Origin of the sequence: Streptomyces sp. NBRC 110611, from assembly GCF_001590865.1 — a bacterium.
GTDB lineage: Bacteria > Actinomycetota > Actinomycetes > Streptomycetales > Streptomycetaceae > Streptomyces.
The window spans coordinates 128,620-148,377 of sequence record NZ_BBUY01000009.1 but is presented as its reverse complement, the minus strand read 5'-3'; the positions used below and the strand labels follow the sequence as shown (position 1 = coordinate 148,377).

18 protein-coding genes are annotated in these 19,758 nt (G+C 72.5%); 9 read left to right on the top strand and 9 right to left on the bottom strand.

The window, feature by feature from the left end:
- Positions 1-138: 138 nt before the first annotated feature.
- From ilvD to AZE13_RS20550, 3 genes are all read right to left on the bottom strand, one after another.
- Positions 139-1,989: a dihydroxy-acid dehydratase gene (ilvD, locus tag AZE13_RS20560; RefSeq protein WP_066933796.1), complete on the bottom strand. Its 1,851-nt coding sequence runs from the start codon at positions 1,987-1,989 to the stop codon at positions 139-141.
- 183 nt (positions 1,990-2,172) lie between these two features.
- Positions 2,173-2,997 carry a sugar phosphate isomerase/epimerase family protein gene (locus tag AZE13_RS20555; protein ID WP_079124193.1) on the bottom strand — a complete coding sequence of 275 codons (825 nt, stop codon included), beginning with the start codon at positions 2,995-2,997 and terminating at the stop codon, positions 2,173-2,175.
- A 112-nt stretch (positions 2,998-3,109) separates the two neighbouring features.
- The gene (locus AZE13_RS20550) at positions 3,110-4,051 is read right to left on the bottom strand and encodes a Ppx/GppA phosphatase family protein (RefSeq protein ID WP_066933794.1); all 942 of its coding nucleotides are present in this window, start codon (positions 4,049-4,051) and stop codon (positions 3,110-3,112) included.
- 150 nt (positions 4,052-4,201) lie between these two features.
- On the opposite strand from AZE13_RS20550, the gene AZE13_RS20545 reads away from it, so the two are divergent.
- Entirely contained in the window at positions 4,202-5,146 is a 945-nt protein-coding gene (locus AZE13_RS20545; RefSeq protein WP_258527894.1) for a hypothetical protein, read from the top strand.
- Positions 5,147-5,189: 43 nt separating this feature from the next.
- Here AZE13_RS20545 and AZE13_RS20540 read toward each other — a convergent pair whose 3' ends face one another.
- Positions 5,190-7,079 (bottom strand): RNA polymerase sigma factor, encoded by a 1,890-nt coding sequence (locus tag AZE13_RS20540; protein ID WP_066934003.1) that lies wholly within the window; start codon positions 7,077-7,079, stop codon positions 5,190-5,192.
- Between the two features lie 248 nt (positions 7,080-7,327).
- Between AZE13_RS20540 and radA the strand changes: the two genes are divergently transcribed.
- Both radA and disA read left to right on the top strand, forming a co-directional pair.
- A complete protein-coding gene (gene radA, locus AZE13_RS20535; protein ID WP_066933785.1) occupies positions 7,328-8,782 on the top strand; it encodes a DNA repair protein RadA in 1,455 nt (484 codons plus the stop codon).
- Between the two features lie 295 nt (positions 8,783-9,077).
- Positions 9,078-10,202, top strand: a complete 1,125-nt coding sequence (gene disA / locus AZE13_RS20530; protein ID WP_066933784.1) for a DNA integrity scanning diadenylate cyclase DisA — start codon at positions 9,078-9,080, stop codon at positions 10,200-10,202.
- A gap of 231 nt (positions 10,203-10,433) precedes the next feature.
- Here the strand turns inward: disA and AZE13_RS20525 are convergent, their stop codons facing one another.
- Positions 10,434-11,426, bottom strand: coding sequence for an NAD-dependent epimerase/dehydratase family protein (locus AZE13_RS20525; RefSeq protein ID WP_079124192.1), 993 nt, complete (start codon positions 11,424-11,426; stop codon positions 10,434-10,436).
- Positions 11,427-11,593: 167 nt separating this feature from the next.
- Positions 11,594-12,427 carry a hypothetical protein gene (locus tag AZE13_RS20520; RefSeq protein WP_066933778.1) on the bottom strand — a complete coding sequence of 278 codons (834 nt, stop codon included), beginning with the start codon at positions 12,425-12,427 and terminating at the stop codon, positions 11,594-11,596.
- 356 nt (positions 12,428-12,783) lie between these two features.
- Between AZE13_RS20520 and AZE13_RS20515 the strand changes: the two genes are divergently transcribed.
- On the top strand, positions 12,784-13,368 hold the full coding sequence (locus AZE13_RS20515; protein ID WP_066933776.1) for a phosphatase PAP2 family protein: 585 nt from the start codon (positions 12,784-12,786) through the stop codon (positions 13,366-13,368).
- 241 nt (positions 13,369-13,609) lie between these two features.
- Here the strand turns inward: AZE13_RS20515 and AZE13_RS20510 are convergent, their stop codons facing one another.
- Complete coding sequence (locus tag AZE13_RS20510) at positions 13,610-14,224, bottom strand: pyridoxamine 5'-phosphate oxidase (RefSeq protein WP_066934000.1); 615 nt, start codon at positions 14,222-14,224, stop codon at positions 13,610-13,612.
- Positions 14,225-14,466: 242 nt separating this feature from the next.
- Here AZE13_RS20510 and AZE13_RS20505 point away from each other — a divergent pair, with 242 nt between their 5' ends.
- Complete coding sequence (locus AZE13_RS20505) at positions 14,467-15,426, top strand: A/G-specific adenine glycosylase (protein WP_066933774.1); 960 nt, start codon at positions 14,467-14,469, stop codon at positions 15,424-15,426.
- 528 nt (positions 15,427-15,954) lie between these two features.
- Complete coding sequence (locus tag AZE13_RS20500) at positions 15,955-16,569, top strand: SigE family RNA polymerase sigma factor (RefSeq protein ID WP_258527893.1); 615 nt, start codon at positions 15,955-15,957, stop codon at positions 16,567-16,569.
- A gap of 56 nt (positions 16,570-16,625) precedes the next feature.
- Here AZE13_RS20500 and AZE13_RS38260 read toward each other — a convergent pair whose 3' ends face one another.
- Together AZE13_RS38260 and AZE13_RS38255 are read right to left on the bottom strand one after the other, a co-directional pair.
- The gene (locus tag AZE13_RS38260) at positions 16,626-16,757 is read right to left on the bottom strand and encodes a hypothetical protein (RefSeq protein ID WP_258527892.1); all 132 of its coding nucleotides are present in this window, start codon (positions 16,755-16,757) and stop codon (positions 16,626-16,628) included.
- A gap of 53 nt (positions 16,758-16,810) precedes the next feature.
- Positions 16,811-16,939: a hypothetical protein gene (locus AZE13_RS38255; protein ID WP_258527891.1), complete on the bottom strand. Its 129-nt coding sequence runs from the start codon at positions 16,937-16,939 to the stop codon at positions 16,811-16,813.
- Between AZE13_RS38255 and AZE13_RS20495 the strand changes: the two genes are divergently transcribed.
- From AZE13_RS20495 to cseC, 3 genes are read left to right on the top strand one after another with little or no spacing between them, the layout of a single operon-like run.
- Entirely contained in the window at positions 16,917-17,588 is a 672-nt protein-coding gene (locus AZE13_RS20495; RefSeq protein WP_066933773.1) for a hypothetical protein, read from the top strand. The two genes, AZE13_RS38255 and AZE13_RS20495, sit on opposite strands and share 23 nt — an antisense overlap.
- A 9-nt stretch (positions 17,589-17,597) precedes the next feature.
- The gene (cseB, locus tag AZE13_RS20490; RefSeq protein WP_066933772.1) at positions 17,598-18,308 is read left to right on the top strand and encodes a two-component system response regulator CseB; all 711 of its coding nucleotides are present in this window, start codon (positions 17,598-17,600) and stop codon (positions 18,306-18,308) included.
- An 8-nt stretch (positions 18,309-18,316) separates the two neighbouring features.
- Entirely contained in the window at positions 18,317-19,621 is a 1,305-nt protein-coding gene (gene cseC / locus AZE13_RS20485; protein ID WP_066933764.1) for a two-component system sensor histidine kinase CseC, read from the top strand.
- Positions 19,622-19,758 lie beyond the last annotated feature (137 nt).

Sequence of the window (19,758 nt, the reverse complement as noted above, 5' to 3'; positions counted from 1 at the left end):
ACGGCGCTGCAGTCGCAGACGTGCGTGGTGACCGCGGCCAATGCATCCGCGGGGCCAGGCTCCTCAAGCATCATGGCGGCAGTATCTCACTGCTTATAGCCGCGATTCGGGCATTTGTTCTGCCGGCCTGAGTGCCGCTCAGCCCAGCTTCGACACGTCCCGGACCGCGCCCTTGTCCGCACTGGTGGCCATCGCCGCGTACGCGCGCAGGGCCGCCGAGACCTTGCGCTCGCGGGACTTGGGGGCGTAGACGCCGCCGAGGGCCTCTCGACGGCGCGTCAGCTCTGCCTCGTCCACAAGGAGCTCGATCGACCGGCGGGGGATGTCGATGCGGATGCGGTCGCCGTCCTCGACGAGGGCGATGGTGCCGCCGGAGGCCGCCTCGGGCGAGGCGTGGCCGATGGAGAGGCCGGACGTACCGCCGGAGAAGCGCCCGTCGGTGACCAGGGCGCACGCCTTGCCCAGACCGCGGCCCTTGAGGAACGACGTCGGGTAGAGCATCTCCTGCATACCCGGGCCGCCCTTCGGGCCCTCGTAGCGGATGACGACGACGTCGCCCTCCTTGACCTGCTTGGCGAGGATCTTGTCGACGGCCTCCTCCTGCGACTCGCAGACGACGGCCGGGCCCTCGAAGGTCCAGATCGACTCGTCGACACCGGCCGTCTTCACGACGCAGCCGTCCGCCGCGATGTTGCCCTTGAGGACCGCCAGGCCGCCGTCCGCGGAGTAGGCGTGGGCGACGTCGCGGATACAGCCGCCCGCGGCGTCCAGGTCCAGGCTCTCCCAGCGCTCGGACTGCGAGAACGCGGTCGCGGAGCGCCGGCAGCCGGGCGCGGCGTGGAACAGCTCGACGGCCTCGGCGGACGGCGAACCCCCGCGCACGTCCCAGGTCTTGAGCCACTCGGCGAGCGAGGCGGCGTGGACGGTGTGCACGTCCTCGTTGAGCAGACCGCCCCGGTGGAGCTCGCCGAGGATGGCGGGGATGCCGCCGGCGCGGTGCACGTCCTCCATGTAGTACGTGCCGCCGGGCGCGACGTTCGGGGCGACCTTCGCCAGGCAGGGGACGCGGCGCGAGACGGCGTCGATGTCCTTGAGGTCGTAGCCGAGGTCGGCCTCCTGGGCGGCGGCCAGGAGGTGGAGGATGGTGTTGGTGGAGCCGCCCATGGCGATGTCGAGGGCCATGGCGTTCTCGAAGGCGGCGCGGGTGGCGATGTTGCGCGGCAGGACGGACTCGTCGCCGTCCTCGTAGTAGCGCTTGGTGATCTCCACGACCGTGCGCCCGGCGTTCTCGTACAGCGCGCGGCGGGCGGTGTGGGTGGCGAGCACCGAGCCGTTGCCGGGGAGGCTCAGGCCGATGGCCTCCGTCAGGCAGTTCATCGAGTTGGCGGTGAACATGCCGGAGCAGGAGCCGCAGGTGGGGCAGGCGTTCTCCTCGATGCGGAGGACGTCCTCGTCGGAGACCTGGTCGTTGACCGAGTCGACGATCGCGTTGATCAGGTCGAGCTTGCGGACCGTACCGTCGACGAGGGTGGCCTGGCCGGCCTCCATCGGGCCGCCGGAGACGAAGACGACCGGGATGTTGAGGCGCATCGCGGCCATCAGCATGCCCGGGGTGATCTTGTCGCAGTTGGAGATGCAGATCAGCGCGTCGGCGCAGTGGGCTTCCACCATGTACTCGACGCTGTCCGCGATCAGGTCGCGGGAGGGGAGCGAGTAGAGCATGCCGCCGTGGCCCATCGCGATGCCGTCGTCCACGGCGATGGTGTTGAACTCGCGGGGGACGGCGCCGGCGGCCAGGATGGCGTCGGAGACGATCCGGCCGACTGGGGCGAGGTGGGTGTGCCCCGGCACGAACTCGGTGAACGAGTTGGCGACCGCGATGACCGGCTTGCCGATGTCCTCGCTCGCTACGCCCGAGGCCCGCATCAGGGCGCGGGCGCCCGCCATGTTGCGGCCGTGGGTAACGGTGCGGGACCTCAGCTCGGGCATGACGGGTCACTCCCTCGGGACGGGAAACACGAAAACGTATGCGTAGCAGCTGAGACCGAGGTTACGCGCTTGATCCGGGATCTGGACACCGGACTCCGGTATATGAGACGCGTGCCCGGGGTGTGAACGGCCTCCGTATCCGGTGCGGAGGCCCGGGCGGGGGTGCGAACGCCCTCGTAGCCGTCAGGTGCCCGGCACCCGGGACGGCGAGGCCAGGTGGAGCCGGGTGAAGGCCAGCGCCTCGGCCAGGTCGGCCTCGCGTTCGGCGGCGGACATCGCGCGACGGGTATTGACCTCGATGACCACATGCCCGTCGAAACCGGTGGCGGCCAGCCGCTCCAGCACCTCGGCACAGGGCTGGCCGCCGCGGCCCGGCACCAGATGCTCGTCCTTCGCAGAACCGTTTCCGTCGGCGAGGTGGACGTGCCCCAGCCGGTCGCCCATCCGCTCCACCATCGCCAGCGCGTCGCTGCGCGCGGTGGCGGTGTGCGAGAGGTCGACGGTGAAGTGCCGGTAGTCCTCCTTGGTGGGGTCCCAGTCCGGCGCGTACGCCAGCATCTCGCGGTCCCGGTAGCGCCACGGATACATGTTCTCGACGGCGAACCGTACGTCCGTCTCCCCGGCCATCCGCCACACCCCGCGGACGAACTCCCGGGCGTAGCTGCGCTGCCAGCGGAACGGCGGGTGGACGACCACGGTCGAGGCGCCCAGCTTCTCCGCGGCCGTACGGGCACGCTGCAGTTTGACCCAGGGGTCGGTGGACCAGACCCGCTGGGTGATCAGCAGGCAGGGCGCGTGCACCGCCAGGACCGGTACACCGTGGTAGTCGGAGAGCCGGCGCAGCGCCTCGATGTCCTGGCTGACAGGGTCGGTCCACACCATGACCTCGACACCGTCGTAGCCCAGCCGCGCGGCGATCTCGAAGGCCGTCGCCGTCGACTCCGGATACACCGAGGCCGTGGACAGCGCGACCTTCGCGCCCGGGATCCGCACCACTGGCTCTGTCACGAGGGACAGCGTACGGGCCGGGGCTGTGCACGGGGCAGGAGGCCGGGGTGGATGCGTTGCAGGTCACTGAGCGGTCGGCGCGCGGCAGTCGCTGAGCGGTCGGCGCCGGCAGTCACCGAGCCGTCGGCGTCGGCAGATGGTCCAGCCGTCGCAGGATGACCCCCTCGCGCAGCGCCCACGGGCAGATCTCCAGCATCTCGACCCCGAACAGGTCCATCGCCGCCTCGGCCACCAGCGCCCCGGCCAGCAGCTGCGGCGCGCGCCCCTCGGACACCCCGGGCAGCCCCGCCCGCTCCTCCACCGACATCCCGGCCAGCCGCGGCACCCACTCCTCCAGCTTCTTGCGGGGCAGCTCGCGCTGGACGTAGAGGCCCTCGGCGGAGCGCGCCGCACCCGCGATCCGGGCCAGCTGCTTGAAGGTCTTGGACGTGCCGACGATCTGGTCGGGGGTGCCGTAGCGGCGGAACTCGCTGACCACCTTGGCGATCTCGGCCCGGACCTGGCGCCGCACCGCGCGGACGTCCTCGGCGTCCGGCGGATCGCCGGGCAGACCGTGCGTGGTCAGCCGGCCGGCGCCCAGCGGCAGCGAGACCGCCACGTCCGGGTCCTCGTCCAGTCCGTACGCCACCTCCAGCGAGCCGCCGCCGATGTCCAGGACGAGCAGCCGGCCCGCGGACCAGCCCAGCCAGCGGCGGGCAGCCAGGAAGGTGAGCCGCGCCTCGTCCTCCCCGGAGAGCACCTGCAGCTCCACACCGGTCTCCAGGGCGACCCGCCGCAGGACGTCCTCCCCGTTGGTCGCCTCCCGGACCGCGGAGGTGGCGAACGGCAGCACGCTCTCGACGCCCTTGTCCTCGGCCACCTGGAGCGCTTCCAGGACGGTGGCCACCAGCCGCTCCACCCCCGCGTCGCTTATGGCGCCGTCCTCGTCGAGGAGTTCGGCGAGGCGCAGCTCCGCCTTGTGCGAGTAGGCGGGCAGCGGGCGCGCGCCCGGGTGCGCGTCCACCACCAGCAGATGGACCGTATTCGAACCCACGTCGAGGACACCGAGTCTCATAGGGGGAAACCTACTGCGCGGCCGGCGCCCTCCTCTCGGCACGGGTGGCGCGGGTGGTGCGGGGGGGGGACGGGTGGCGCGGATGGCGCGGGTGGCGCGGGCCGCCCGGCGGCGCCGTGGGCTGCACGCGGCTCCCCGTACGCTGGACCCGTGGCAAAGACGAAAAAGGCGAAGCACGAGAAAGCCGAGAAAGCGCTGAAGAAGGCAGAAAAGCAGCGCACCCAGGCGGCTGAGGGGAACCAGCCCCAGGCCGACGAGGTCGGACTCGACTTCGCCCGCGCCTGGGTCACCTTCCCCGACCCGGCCGACGACGAGCAGCGCTTCCGCTGCGACCTGACCTGGCTGACCTCCCGCTGGACCTGCATCTTCGGCAGCGGCTGCCAGGGCATCCAGGCCGGCCGGGCGGACGACGGCTGCTGCACGCTCGGCGCGCACTTCTCCGACGAGGAGGACGAGGAGCGGGTCGCCCAGCACGTGGCACGCCTCACGCCCGACCTGTGGCAGTTCCACGACGTCGGGACCGAGACCGGCTGGACCGAGGTGGACGAGGACGGCGAGCGGCAGACCCGCCGCTGGCAGGGCTCGTGCATCTTCCAGAACCGGCCCGGCTTCCCGGCCGGCGCCGGCTGCTCCCTGCACATCCTCGCGCTGCGCGAGGGCCGCGAGCCGCTGGAGACCAAGCCGGACGTCTGCTGGCAGCTGCCGGTCCGCCGGACGTACGAGTGGATCGACCGGCCGGACGACACCCAGGTGCTCGAGGTGACGATCGGCGAGTACGACCGGCGCGGCTGGGGCCCGGGCGGGCATGACCTGCACTGGTGGTGCACGTCCGCGACGTCGGCGCACGGCGCGGGCGAGCCGGTGTACGTCACGTACCGGCCGGAGCTGACCGAGCTGATGGGCGAGAAGGGCTACACCAAGCTCGCCGAGCTGTGCGAGGAGCGGCTGGCGTCGACGCTGCCGATGGCCCCGCATCCGGCGGATCCGCTGCCGCTGCTGCCACTCCGGAAGGCCGGGAAAGCCGGGAAAGCCGAGAAGGCCGAGAAGGCCGAGAAGCCGAAGAAGCAGGACGAACCGACGAAGCCGAAGAAGTAGAAGTAGAAGAAGCAGCCGGCCGGGCTCAGCCGGCCGACCGTGGTCAGTCGGCCGGGTGCGCCGTGTTCCACGGGCTCGTGGTCGAGGCGCCGGGGCCGGTCGGAGCCGCCGGGCCGGTCGGGGTCGCGGTCGGGCCGGGCGCCGAACGGGTCGGGGCCGGCGTGGGCGTCGGCGTCGGTGTGGGCGTCGGACTGGCCGAGGGGGACGTGGCCGTCGGCTTCGGCTTCGGCGCCGGACGCGAGGGGGCCGGTGTCGGGTCCGTGGGCTCCGGGTCCTGGCGGTCGGGGCTCTGGTCCGCCGGGCCGTGGCCCTCCAGCGTGACCGCGGTGTTGCCGGGCTCGATGGCGATCCTGGCCCGCCAGTCGCCCGCGGGCTCCCGGTCATGGTCGACGTAGACCGTGATCGTCGTGGACTCCCCCGGCCGCAGCGAGCCCGCGGTATGGCTCATCTGCAGCCAGGGCGCGACCGCCGACGCCCGCCAGCTCACCGGCTCACCGCCCGAGGCGCTGAGCGTGACGACCGTGGTCCCGCCGCTCGGCTGGGCGGCCACCGTCAGCCGCCCCGGGCCCTTCTTCGCCCGCCGGCCCGCCGTCCCGGCCCGCAGCGGAGTGCCGTCCTCCCCGATCACCTCGACCGACACATCGGGCGCCCCGTCCCCCGTCGTGAACCCGGGCTCGGGCGTCGTCCGGGCGTTGCCGGCGTTCTCGTACGGGCGGCCGCCGAGCCGCGGTTCCGCCTCCGTGTCGTGGGCCGTCACCGAGGGCGAGCCGTCCGCCACCTCCGTCGTGGCGGGTGCCCCCCGGTAGGCCGCCCAGAGGGCGAGCACCGGCGCCGCGACGACCGTGGCGACCACCGTCGTGGTCAGGGCCCGGGCGCGCAGCCTGCGCCGGCGGGCGGCCCGGTCCGTGGGGGCGCCTACGGGGAAGCCGTTGCGGTCGTAGCGCGGAGAACCGTTTGGCCCACGCATCCGGCCACCGCCGCGTCCGGCACCGGCCACCCCCTCGGCACGGCCCGACCGGGAGCGCCGGGCCGCCGCCAGCGCGCCGAGTACCGCCTCCCGGTCCGCGCTGACCAGCGGCAACGCGCCCGGGGCCACCGGCGCGGTGCCCGGCCAGGTCCCCGGTACGGTGGCCCGCTCGGCGGTCCGCCGGCACACGGCGCAGTCGTCGACGTGGCGTACCAGCTCCCGGCTGAGCGCCGCGCCCAGCAGCATCCGGCTGTCGCCCGCCAGCCGTGCGACCTCGCGGCACCGGCCGGACTCGACGACGGCCAGCGCCGCCCGGGTCCGTTCCACCTCGCAGGACGCGGTGGCCAGCAGGGCGCGGGTGGCGATCGGGTCGGCGCCGAGCACCGCGGCGACCTCGTCGGCGGAGAGGAGATGACGTACCGAGAGCTCCAGCGCCTCGCGCTGCTGCGGCGTCGTACCGGCGGCCTCCGGCCAGGCCAGGACGGCCAGTTCGCGCTGCCGCCGACCGGCGTCGGCCGCCCCCTTCGCGCCCGCCTGCTCGGCGTCCGCCCACTCCGTATCTGCCCGCTCGGTGTCCGTCCGCTTGGCGTCCGTCCACTCGGTGACCGTCCGCTTGGTGTCCGGTGCCGCCCGTTCGGCCAGCCGGCGCAGACAGGCCCAACGGGCCAGGGCGTAGAGCCAGGAGCGGTGCAGCGCCGGATCGGCGGGGCGCCGGGCACGGTGCCGCTCGGCGAGCGCGAGCACCTCGCCCAGCACCGCGGTCGCCGCGTCGTGATCGCACAGAACGGACAGACAGTAGGTGAACAGCCCGTCCAGGTAGGGCTCGTAGCCGTCGTCGCCGTCGTCCTCGCGCCCGTCGGGGGCGGGCGGGTCGTGCGGCTCGGCGGATCGCGGCCGGCGCCGGTCGTCGCCGCGCGACCGGTGTGCGCCGGTGGAGTGCGTGGGGTGCTCGGGCCTGCTGCTCATCACCCCGGCGACGGTAGGGGGATGATGCAGCCGCGCCTGCACTCCCCGGTCTGTTTTAACCCATACGGGTGACCTTCTCCCTCAAAAGGGGACACGACCCTGTCCATCCTTGAGCGGCATGCGGCGTACGCCACTCACTCGACGCAAGCAGACGCCGCTGGAACACCTCCGAGGGGGACTCCGTGTGGGACTCCGCGAGAGAGCTCCGCGAGGGGGCGCTGTCAGACCCCACCGCTACGGTGGCTCCCATGGCAACGCGTAAATCGTCGGGCAAGGAGCGCCCCTCCTACCGCTGCACCGAATGCGGCTGGACCACGGCCAAGTGGCTCGGCCGCTGCCCCGAGTGCCAGGCGTGGGGCACGGTCGAGGAGTTCGGCGGCGCCCCCGCCGTGCGGACGACCGCGCCCGGCCGGGTCACCGCCGCCGCCCTGCCCATCGGCCAGGTCGACGGCCGGCAGGCCGCCGCCCGCTCCACGGGCGTGGCCGAGCTGGACCGCGTGCTCGGCGGCGGCCTGGTCCCCGGCGCCGTGGTGCTGCTGGCCGGCGAGCCCGGCGTCGGCAAGTCCACGCTCCTCCTGGACGCCGCCGCCAAGGCCGCCTCCGACGACCACCGCACGCTCTACGTGACCGGCGAGGAGTCCGCGAGCCAGGTGCGGCTGCGCGCCGACCGCATCGGCGCCATCAACGACCACCTCTACCTCGCCGCCGAGACCGACCTCTCCGCCGTCCTCGGCCACCTCGATACCGTCAAGCCCTCCCTCCTCATCCTCGACTCGGTCCAGACCGTCGCCTCCCCCGAGATCGACGGCGCCCCCGGCGGGATGGCCCAGGTCCGCGAGGTCGCCGGCGCCCTGATCCGGGCCTCCAAGGAACGCGGTATGTCCACCCTCCTGGTGGGCCATGTCACCAAGGACGGCGCCATCGCCGGCCCCCGCCTCCTGGAGCACCTCGTCGACGTCGTCCTCCACTTCGAGGGTGACCGGCACGCCCGCCTGCGCCTGGTCCGCGGCGTCAAGAACCGCTACGGCACCACCGACGAGGTCGGCTGCTTCGAACTGCACGACGAGGGGATCACCGGCCTCGCCGATCCCTCCGGCCTGTTCCTCACCCGCCGCGCCGAACCGGTGCCCGGCACCTGCCTCACGGTGACGCTGGAGGGCCGCCGCCCCCTGGTCGCCGAGGTCCAGGCGCTGACCGTCGACTCCCAGATCCCCTCCCCCCGGCGCACCACCTCCGGCCTGGAGACCTCCCGGGTGTCGATGATGCTCGCCGTCCTGGAGCAGCGCGGCCGGATCAACGCCCTCGGCAAGCGCGACATCTACAGCGCCACCGTCGGCGGGGTGAAGCTCACCGAGCCCGCCGCCGACCTCGCCGTGGCCCTCGCCCTGGCCAGCGCGGCCAGCGACACCCCGCTCCCCAAGAACCTGGTCGCCATCGGTGAGGTGGGGCTGGCCGGCGAGGTCAGACGGGTCACCGGAGTCCAGCGCCGGCTGTCCGAGGCCGCCCGGCTCGGCTTCACCCACGCTCTGGTCTCCTCCGACCCGGGCAAGATCCCCGACGGAATGCGGGTCCTGGAGGTCGCCGACGTCGGGCAGGCGCTGAGCGTCCTGCCCAAGCGCGTACGCCGGGAGGCCCCACGGGAAGACCGGGACGCCCCGCGCGAGGGCCGCGGGCTCGGTAGGGAGGCCAGGCCAGGCCCGTAGGAACGCAGGCGGGCGGACGGCAGACGGACCGGCGGCAGGGGGACGGGCACGGCAGGCGGCGACAGGGGGATGGGGATACAGACAGACGGGCGGACGGGCGCGACAGGGGGACAGACGGGCGGACGGACGGCTGGGCGCGAGGCCCCACAGGATGAGGGCGTACGCCGGTAGACTTTTCCCTGGTCCCGCCCGTCACCGCAGAATTGCCTGTCGGCCACGTACGCTCCGCTGGTACGTCAACCGCAGCATGGGCGGGCGGCCTGCGGACCGAGCGACCTTGCGACGGAGGAGTGCAGTGGCAGTCAACGACCGGGCATCGACTCCCGGCAGGTCCGGCGGCACCTCCGGCACCGAGAGCCTGATGCGCGCCTCGCTCAGCGCCGTCGCTCCCGGTACCGCTCTGCGCGACGGTCTGGAGCGCATCCTCCGCGGCAATACGGGCGGCCTGATCGTGCTGGGCTTCGACAAGACCGTCGAGTCCATGTGCACCGGCGGCTTCGTCCTCGACGTCGAATTCACCGCCACCCGCCTTCGCGAGCTCTGCAAACTCGACGGCGCCCTCGTCCTCGACAAGGACATCACCAAGATCCTCCGCGCCGGCGTCCAGCTGGTCCCGGACGCCTCCATCCCCACCGAGGAGACCGGCACCCGCCACCGCACCGCCCAGCGCGTCTCCATCCAGGCCGGCTTCCCGGTCGTCTCGGTGAGTCAGTCCATGCGGCTGATCGCCCTCTACGTCGACGGTGAACGCCGCGTCCTGGAGGAGTCCGCCGCGATCCTCTCCCGCGCCAACCAGGCCCTGGCGACCCTGGAGCGCTACAAGCTCCGCCTCGACGAGGTGGCCGGCACTCTCTCCGCCCTGGAGATCGAAGACCTGGTCACCGTCCGCGACGTCACCGCGGTCGCCCAGCGCCTGGAGATGGTCCGCCGCATCGCCACCGAGATCGCCGAGTACGTCGTCGAGCTCGGCACGGACGGCCGGCTCCTCGCCCTCCAGCTCGAAGAGCTGATCGCCGGCGTGGAGCCGGAACGCGAACTGGTCGTCCGCGACTACGTTCCCGAGCCCACCGCCAAGCGCTCCCGTACGGTCGCCGAAGCACTCGCCGAGCTGGACTCCCTCACCCACACCGAGCTGCTCGAACTCCCCATCGTCGCCCGCGCCTTGGGCTACAGCGGCGCCCCCGAAACCCTCGACTCGGCGATCTCCCCCCGCGGCTTCCGCCTGCTGGCCAAGGTCCCCCGCCTCCCCGGCACCGTCATCGACCGCCTCGTCGACCACTTCGGCGGCCTTCAGAAACTGCTCGCCGCCAGCGTCGACGACCTCCAGACGGTCGACGGCGTCGGCGAGGCCCGCGCCCGCTCGGTCCGCGAGGGCCTTTCACGACTCGCCGAGTCGTCCATCCTGGAACGGTACGTCTAGGGCCTGCTCCTGTCCTGGCCTGCACCAGGAGCACCGGGAGGCGCCGGGAGTGCAGTGCCAGGAGTGCCAGGAGCGCGCCGCCGGGAGTGCCGGGAACACTTTCCGTCGCCCCCACGTTGTGGCCCACCGGGGGGCCTTGCACCCCCTAGGGGATCCGTTCGACCTCCCCCTACGGGACACGCTCCCCCTCCGCCCCACAGCCCCCACTCCCTCTCCCGCCCCCACCCACCCCTACCCCAGAACCGCCGCCTCCTTCTCCTCCGGCAACCCCACCACCGGCCGGTCCGGACGCTGCGGCGCCGTCCCGCCGATGGACCGGAGCCAGGACCAGGTATCGGCCACCGTCTCGCCGACGGGACGACAACGCAGCCCCGTCGCCAGCGCCTTGGCCACATCCGCCCCGTAGATCGCATCCCGCAGCTCCCCCGGCGCCAGCCACACCGGCAGTTCCGTCCACGGCTCGATACCGGCGGCGAGCACCTCCGCCGGCGCGGTCCAGCGCAGCTCCGCGTCCGAGCCGGTGACCCGCACACAGCTCTCCAACAGCTCGCCCATGGTGGCGTGCCCGATCTCGCTCACGAGGTTGAACGCCCCGCCGCGCCCGGCCTCCAGCGCGTCCAGCGTCCACTCCGCCAGATCCCGGACATCGACGTACTGAAGCGCCATCTCCCGCGGCCCGGGCGCCAGAACCGGGCCCCCGCGCGCGATCCGGCCCAGCCACCACGGCAGCCGCCCGATGTTCTCGTACGGCCCGAGGATCAGCCCCGCGCGGATCAGCAGCGCCCGGTCCCCGAAGGCGTCGACCGCGGCCAGCTCACCGCCGCGCTTCGCCGTCGCGTAGTCCTCGGAGCCGGTGTCGTCGGCGGATCCCGCCACCACCGGGCCGTGCTCGTCCAGCCCGTACGCGGCCGGGTACGCGTATACCGACCGGCTGGAGACATACGCGTAGGTCCCGGCCCGGCCGGCCAGCAGGCGTGCCGTGTCCCGTACGGCCGACGGCGCACCGCTCCACGTATCGACAACGGCGTCCCACTCACCGGCGCGCTCCGCGGCCAGCGCCTCGAGCCCCGCCGCGGCTCCCCGGTCACCGTGCAGCGCCGTCACACCGTCCGGCGGCGTGTGGTTTCCCCGGTGGAACACCGTCACCTGCCACCCGCGCGCCACCGCCGCCGCACTGATCGCGCGCCCCACGAACTCCGTTCCGCCCAGCATCAGAAGTCTCATGACGGCGACTGTGCCGGACCCGCGAGCGCCGGAACCAGTACCGCACGCTCTCAGCGGAATCACTGCAAGCGAAACGAACGGCCTCAGCCGCCACCCCGGCTGCCGCCCCAGCCGCCACCCCGGCTGCCGCCCCAGCCGTCGCCTCAGCTGTCGCCTCGACCCTCGCCTCAGCCTTCGTCCAGCACGAACGACGTACGGACCGCCTTCAGCCCCGGCACCTTGGCCTCGATCACATACTTGCCGTTCGGCACCATGGCCGAACTCGGCGTCACACACTGCGGACTGCTGGCCCGGCGGTCCCACTCGATCGTGCGCTTCACGGAACCCTTCGCCGGCACCTCCAGCAGCGCGGGGGCGGTCCGCGGGGGGCAGTCGTTCGAGGCCCACACCCGGTCGTCACCCGCCGTGTCGGTGATCGTCAGCACGGCCGCCTTCTGCCCGAGGTCCACCTTGCACGCCGCACCATCGGCGTTCTTGACCGTCAGCTCGAACTTCGGCTTCCCGTCGGGCGCGTAGGAACTCTTGACGCTCTCCAGCTCCAACTCCACCTTCGGGTAGGTGCAGTTGGGAAGATTCGAGTCGGCCGGCACCACGCTTCCGGAGCCCTGCCCGAGGGCGCCGCCCCCGGAACCGCCCGAACCGGCGCCACCGGAGCCGGATCCACCGCCGGAGCCGCCGCTGCCGCCGCCCGAGGCCCCGGCGCCACCACCGGAACCGGATCCACCCGAGCCGGCATCCCCACCGCTCGACTCATCGCGCCCGCCCGGCCTTTGACTGATCGCCGGACCGCTGGAGGACGGCCCCGGCGTGATGGACGTCGCGGGCTCCTTGCCGCGCGCGCCCCCCTTGCCCTCGTCGCCACCGCCGGCACTGTCGCCGCCCAAACTGAGGACCCAGACGATCAGGAGCACGAGAAGGACGACGATGGCCAGCGCAACGGCCCTCCGCCGCCAGTAGATGGAGGAGGGAAGCGGCCCGATCGGATTGCGCAGTGATCCCACGCGGAAACTCTACGAGAGATCCGCAGTCACACCGGCCACTACCCGCCGCATCAGGCTGCAACTTTTCACATGATCCGCCCGGCGCCCCTCATCGCGCCTCATCCCGACCGCCTTCCCGCCCCAAAAGCCTGATACCCCGTTAGCCAACACCCCGCACCGCCCCCCGGGCACACCCGAACAGACACACCCGGAACAGACATGCCCAGAACGGGCCACGCGCTCCCGAACGGACCCGGACAGCCCCTCACGGCCCCTCACCCTCGAATTCACCACCCATACCCTCCACATTCATCGGACGCGCCTTGCGACGTTCACCGGTCACCCCCGGTCGCCCCGGAAAAGTACGCTTATCGGTCATGAACAGCACCAGCCTCTACCGCGACGTCACCGACCTCGCACACGACGCACCCAACTGGCTCCGCACCCTGGCCGACATCGGCACCGAGGCCGGGATCCTGCTCCTCATGGCCGTGGCGGTCGTGGGGTGGTGGCGGGCCCGTAGCGGTACGGCTCGCTCGGTCGCACTCGCGGTCCTGGTGCCGGTGGCCACCGCCGTCGCATACGTGCTGAGCGAGATCGTCAAGAGCCTGGTCGACGAGGAACGGCCGTGTCGCGCGGTCGCCGGGGCAGCCGCCTCGATCGTGCCGTGCCCGCCCGAGGGAGACTGGTCCTTCCCCAGCAACCACTCGACGATCGCGGCGGCCCTGGCCGTAGGCATCGCCGTCGCCTGGCGGACCGCCTGCTGGCTCGCCCTGCCGGTCGCCCTGCTGACCGGCTTCTCCCGCGTGTTCGTGGGCGTCCACTACCCGCACGACGTAGCCGTCGGCCTCGCCCTGGGCGCCGTCGTGGCAGCCCTCACCGCAGCCCTGCTCAGCCGCCCGGTCACCAACCTGGTGGACCGCATGCGCGCCGGCCGCTGGCGCGCACTCGTCAAGGCATGAACGCCGCCTCAAGGCATGAACGCCGCCTCAAGGCACAAACGCCGCCAAAGCGTAAACACAAGGCATAACACCCAGGGCCAGCCGTTTCCCGCCAGCCCACTGCGACTGGCTGCGGCTGATCGACCCGCAACCCACCGCCCGCCGCCAGCCGGCCGGGCCGGCGAGGCAGCTACCAGCCACCGTCCGCTGTAACGGGCGCTCCACTGTCCGTACGGAGCGCTTCCCTCCGCCCATCCCGCCGTCAGTCCGCCGTCCGCTGCCACTCCTCTTTGTGGCCGAAACCTTTCCCGTTGTCGATCAGCCGCAGCCAGTCGGGGCGCAGCTCCCACAGGGTGGTGCGCTCCAGGGCGGTACGCAGCTGGTCACTCGCCTCGACGAAGGGGAAGCGCTCCGTGTAGACCCGCCAGCCGACCGCCCGCTCGGCACCGGTCAGTACGCGGCAGCGGCCCCGCCCCTGAAGCCCCGTCAGCCCGCTCCACTCCTGGCCGTCCCGCTGCGCCGTAAACGCGACCCTGGCGCCACCGGGCCCGCCGGCGCCGCCCGGCCCGGCCAGGGCCCGCCCATGCCGGGTCGTGACCGCGGTGACGAAGTACAGCCTGGGGGCGCATTGCGGCCCTGGAGCCACACCGCCAGGGCCGGTCGTGACACCGCCAGCACCGTGCTCCCCACCCCCACCCCCGCCTGCGCCCTCAGTGACATCCGCACCCTCCGTGCCCTCCGCGACGCCCATGGCGCCCGTGGCGTAGAGGACCGCGCAGGCCTGGGGCCCGTCCGCGTCCACGTAGGCCAGCGTCATCGTCGTGTGCGCGGCCAGCGCCCGCCGGACCGAATCCGGAACCTTCAGTGGCTTCGCCATGCCTGCATCCTCGTCATGCCTGCACCTCATGCTCGTCATGCCTGCATCTCATGCCTGCATCCTCGCGCGCCGCCTCCCATATCTCGGCAACGATTACGGAGAGTGAAGGGTTCCCTCCGCTACGTACCGCCGGTAGCGGCCACCCGTGCGTATGCGGTCGTCCTGCGTGCGGGTGGGCGCGCGGCGGGGCGGGCCCGGTGCGTTTCCGGGGCGCGCGGGAACGTGCCAGGATCGGCGTTGCCATGACTTCGACGCCTGTCACCTCTCCTGCCCCGACCGCCGCCGCCGAGACCGCCTCCGCCGCCGTTCCGGCCGCGGGGGCCGCAGACGGGACCGAGCTGCACGGCCCGGTCACCGACTGGTTCGACGAGCACGCCCGCGATCTGCCCTGGCGCCGCCCCGAAGCGGGCGCCTGGGGCGTGATGGTGAGCGAGTTCATGCTGCAGCAGACCCCGGTCAGCAGAGTGCTGCCGGTGTACGAGCAGTGGCTGGCCCGCTGGCCGCGCCCCGCCGACCTGGCCGCCGAGGCGCCGGGCGAGGCGGTACGGGCCTGGGGCCGCCTCGGCTATCCGCGGCGCGCGCTGCGCCTGCACGCCGCCGCGTCCGCCATACAAGAGCGGCACGGCGGTGACGTACCGCGCGAGCACGGCCAGTTGCTGGCGCTGCCCGGTGTCGGCGAGTACACCGCCGCCGCGGTGGCGTCGTTCGCGTACGGGCAGCGGCACGCGGTGCTGGACACCAATGTGCGCCGGGTGTTCGCCCGCGCGGTGGCCGGCCGGGAGTACCCGCCGAACGCCACCACCGCCGCGGAGCGCAAGCTCGCCCGTCAGCTGCTGCCCGGCGACGAGCGCGTCGCGGCGCGCTGGGCGGCGGCGACCATGGAGCTGGGTGCGCTGGTGTGCACGGCGCGCGCCCCGGAGTGCCACCGCTGTCCGATCGCCGCGCAGTGCGCCTGGCGGCTGGCCGGATCCCCGGCGCACGACGGTCCGGCGCGCCGCACCCAGTCATACGCGGGGACCGACCGCCAGGTGCGCGGCAAGCTGCTCGCCGTCCTGCGGGAGTCGGTGACGCCGGTACCGCAGGTGGTGTTGGACGCGGTCTGGGACGAGCCGGTGCAGCGGGCCCGGGCACTGGACGGGCTGGTCTCGGACGGTTTGGTGGAGCCGGTGGGCGGGGGCCGGTACCGGCTGCCGCTGTCCTAGGCCGCCGCCCCCGCCCGTACGGGCACCAAGGGACGGGATCAGCCGCCGTTACCAGCTGCCTTGCGCGGCACGTCGCTGCCGCCTGCCGTCCTGCCGCGCCTGCCGTCCTGTCGCCCGCCGTCCTGCTGCGGTCGTGGCGCCGCTGTAGCTGTACCCGTGCTGCTGCCGTCACGCGACTGTCACATGGAGGAGGATGTGAGGGCAGCTGCCGCTGTGTCGCCATGCCGTCGCCGTGCCGTGACCGTGCCCGGTTCCCCAGCCCTCCGATTCCCTGAGCAGCCGTCAGCCACCGGGCATGGGCGTGGCCGAGAGCGTCTCCGTATGGCGTGATGCCGTCCGATCGTCCCTCGGGACGCGCGTAGACCTTGTGGCCGGCCGCACGTCCCTCCGGAGGATGACGCGCGCGGGCCCGCCGTCCGCCCGAGGTATGACCCCCAGCGGGCTGTTACACAACCGAGGGTTTTCCGTGCACTCGCTGTGGGGCCGACGCACACTACGCCGCAACACCCCCTCCGTAGCGTCTTCCCCGTGCTGGAGACGACCGCCGGCACGGACAACGTGGGGAATCGCAAGCGGATCGGAGGCGTCAACATGGCGACCAGCGGCGGCAAGGTACTGGACTTCGAAGAGTACGTGCGTACGCGGCAGGAGGCCCTGCTGCGCAGCGCCCGGCGCCTGGTCCCCGATCCGGTTGACGCCCAGGACCTGCTCCAGACGGCCCTGGTCCGCACCTACGGCCGCTGGGACGGCATAGCGGACAAGTCGCTGGCGGACGCGTACCTCCGCCGCGTCATGATCAACACCCGGACGGAGTGGTGGCGGGCGCGCAAGCTGGAGGAGGTGCCCACCGAGCAGCTCCCGGACGCGAGCGTGGACGACGGCACCGAGCAGCGCGCCGACCGCGCCCTGCTGATGGACATACTCGGGGTACTGGCGCCGAAGCAGCGCAGCGTTGTCGTGCTGCGGCACTGGGAGCAGATGAGCACCGAGGAGACCGCTGCCGCGCTCGGCATGTCCACCGGTACGGTCAAGAGCACGCTGCACCGTGCGCTGGCCCGGCTGCGCCAGGAGCTGGAGTCGCGCGACATCGACGCGCGGGTGCTGGAGCGCGGTGCGCAGGTAAGGGAGCGGTGCGCGGCCTGACCCACGGCGCGGCACCCGACATACCGTGACAACGCGTGGCATGGCACGGCATGCCATCACGGCAGCGGACACGTACGGCACCACAGCGGCGGCAGCAGCGATATCAGCAGTGACGCAGCGGTGGCATCGGCGGCGGCAGCAGCAGCCGTATCAGCGGCAGCGGCGGCGTCCCGTGTGAGAACGGTCATGGCGGCGGTCGCGCCCACGGATACCGTACGGTTCACAGTTCGGCGCGCGACAATCACATCAGGAACAGCAGCAGGAGCGGCAGCTGTGCGAGCAGCACGGTGAGCGGATACGGATTGTCCAGGAACAGGTTGCCCAGGACCGGATTGACCAGGATCGGGTTGACCAGAGGCGGCGCGGCCACGGCGGGTGTGGCCGCCGTCGGCCTTTTGCTGGCCGGATGCCATTCGGGGGCCGAGGGTGTCCGCCCCGAGGGTTCGGCGAGCAGCACGACCGCGTCGAAGGGCACGGCGGGCGCGAGCGCCGCGCCCGGCCCCGCCGCCACCCCCTCCCCCGCTCCCACCGCCGCCTCCGGCGCCACCAAGGCCGACGTCGTCCAGCTGATGAGGGACGACCCCAAGGTCGGCGCGGATGTGAAGAAGTCCCTGTACAAGCCCTGTGCGGCCGATGAGTACGCGGTCGATGTGACCTATGCGTCACTGACCGGCAACGAGGCTCCCGACGTCATCGTCAACGTCATGACCTGCGCGGATTCCGTGGGCATCGGCTCTTACGTCTACCGCAGGAGCAGCGCCGCGAGGGACGGGTATGACAACGTGTACGCGAATGAGCAGCCGTCGGTCCACGCGGGGATCAGCAAGGGTGAGCTGGAGATCTCCACGCAGACCTACGCGCCGAGTGACAAAGTGTGCTGCCCGTCCGGCGAGAACGTGATTTTGTACCGCTGGGCCAAGGACCACTTCGCCGAGCACGAGCAGTATCACACCGACTACAGCAAGACCACCGTCGCCGGCGGCACGCCGGACGGCGACGGTGCGGTATCGGAGGGCTGAGAGAACCACATGGCCGAGACCCATGTCCTCTTCGTCGAGGACGACGACGTCATCCGTGAGGCCACCCAGCTCGCCCTGGAGCGGGACGGGTTCGTGGTCACCGCGATGCCGGACGGGCTCGCGGGCCTGGAGGCGTTCCGCGCCAACCGCCCGGACATCGCACTGCTGGACGTGATGGTGCCGGGGCTGGACGGCGTCAGCCTGTGCCGGCGGATCCGTGACGAGTCGACCGTGCCGGTGATCATGCTGTCGGCGCGTGCCGACTCGATCGATGTGGTGCTGGGCCTGGAGGCGGGCGCGGACGACTACGTCACCAAGCCGTTCGACGGTGCGGTGCTGGTCGCCCGGATCCGGGCCGTGCTGCGCCGCTTCGGCCACGCCAGCGGCCCGGACGGCGGCAGGCCGGCGGCGGACGAGGCGGACGCCTCCGTCGAGTCGGTGCTGCGCTTCGGTGATCTCGAGGTCGACACGGAAGGCATGGAGGTGCGCAAGGGCGGCCAGCCCGTCGCGCTGACGCCCACCGAGATGCGGCTGCTGCTGGAGTTCTCCAACGCCCCGGGTACGGTCCTGTCGCGGGACCAGCTGCTGGAGCGGGTCTGGGATTACGGCTGGGGCGGTGACACCCGGGTCGTGGACGTCCATGTCCAGCGGCTGCGCGGCAAGATCGGCCAGGACCGGATCGAAACGGTCCGGGGCTTTGGATACAAGCTGAGAGGCTGACACCTCCGGTGGTCAGGCTGGCCCTGCGGACGGGGCTGAGATGGAAGCTCAGCGCCGCGATCGCGCTCGTCGGAGCGCTGGTCGCGGTCGCGCTGAGCATTGTCGTGCACAACGCCGCCCGGCATTCGATGCTCGACAACAGCCGGGACGTGCAGATCGAGCGGCTCAACTTCACGCAGAAGATCTTCGAGTCCACCAACCGGCTGCAGTTCGGTGCGAAGATCGACGATCCGGCGCTGCCGCGGGAGCTGCGCGCGGGGATCGCCCAGGGCGAGCGGGCCACCTACCTCCAGGACACGGGGGAGACCGCTCCCGAGGTCTGGGCCGCCTCACCGCTGGGCGACGGCCGGGTGCTGTCCATGCACGACCGTTTCCCGGACCGCTTCGCCGTTCTGGACGACCTGGACCAGGCGCTGCTCATCGGCTCGACCGCGGTCGTGGTCGGTGGCTGTGCGCTGGGCGTACTGGTCGGCGGACGGCTGTCCAAGCGGCTGCGCAAGGCGGCCGCGGCGGCCGGCAAGCTGGCCGACGGGGACACCGCGGTGCGGATCCGGGACGAGGTCGGCGGCGGGCGAGTGCACGACGAGACCGACGATCTGGCCTGGGCCGTGGACGCGATGTCGGACGCCCTTCAGGAGCGCATCGAGGCCGAGCGCCGGGTGACCGCCGATATCGCCCATGAGCTGCGCACGCCGGTCACCGGCCTGCTCACCGCGGCCGAACTGCTGCCGCCCGGCCGCCCGTCGGAGCTGGTACGGGACCGGGCGCAGGCGCTGCGCACCCTGGTCGAGGACGTGCTGGAGGTGGCCCGGCTCGACGGCTACGCCGAGTGCGCCGAGCTGCAGGACGTCGCGCTCGGCGAGTTCGTGGTCCGCCGGGTGCGGGCCCTGGACCCGGACATCACCGTCGAGGTCGTACGGGATGCCGAGGTCACCACGGATCCGCGCCGGCTGGAGCGGATCCTGGGCAATCTCATCGCGAACGCCGCCCGGCACGGCCGGCCGCCGATCGAGGTCATCGTGGAGGGCCGGGTACTGCGGGTCCGCGACCACGGCCCCGGCTTCCCGGAGGCGCTGCTCCGGGAGGGGCCGAGCCGGTTCCGCACCGGCAGCAGCGACCGGGCCGGCCGCGGCCACGGCCTGGGCCTGACGATCGCGACCGGGCAGGCCCGGGTGCTGGGCGCGCGGCTCACGTTCCGTAACGCGGACGAGCTCACGGACGGCTCGACGGGGGCGGTGTCCGTGCTGTGGCTGCCGGAGAACGCGCCTACGAATACGGGGAGCTTTCCGGTGATCCACTTGCCCGATCGCTAATCGCTGCGCTTGGCCGGCTTCCCACGTTTTTGGCTGCGGCGCCGTGCTTGTTGCTCGCCGTTGCGCCCGGCGCGGCGCCCCGTGTTTCTTTCGGCGTTTCCCGCCGTTTCGCCTGCGGCGGGCTGTTGCCGCTGCGC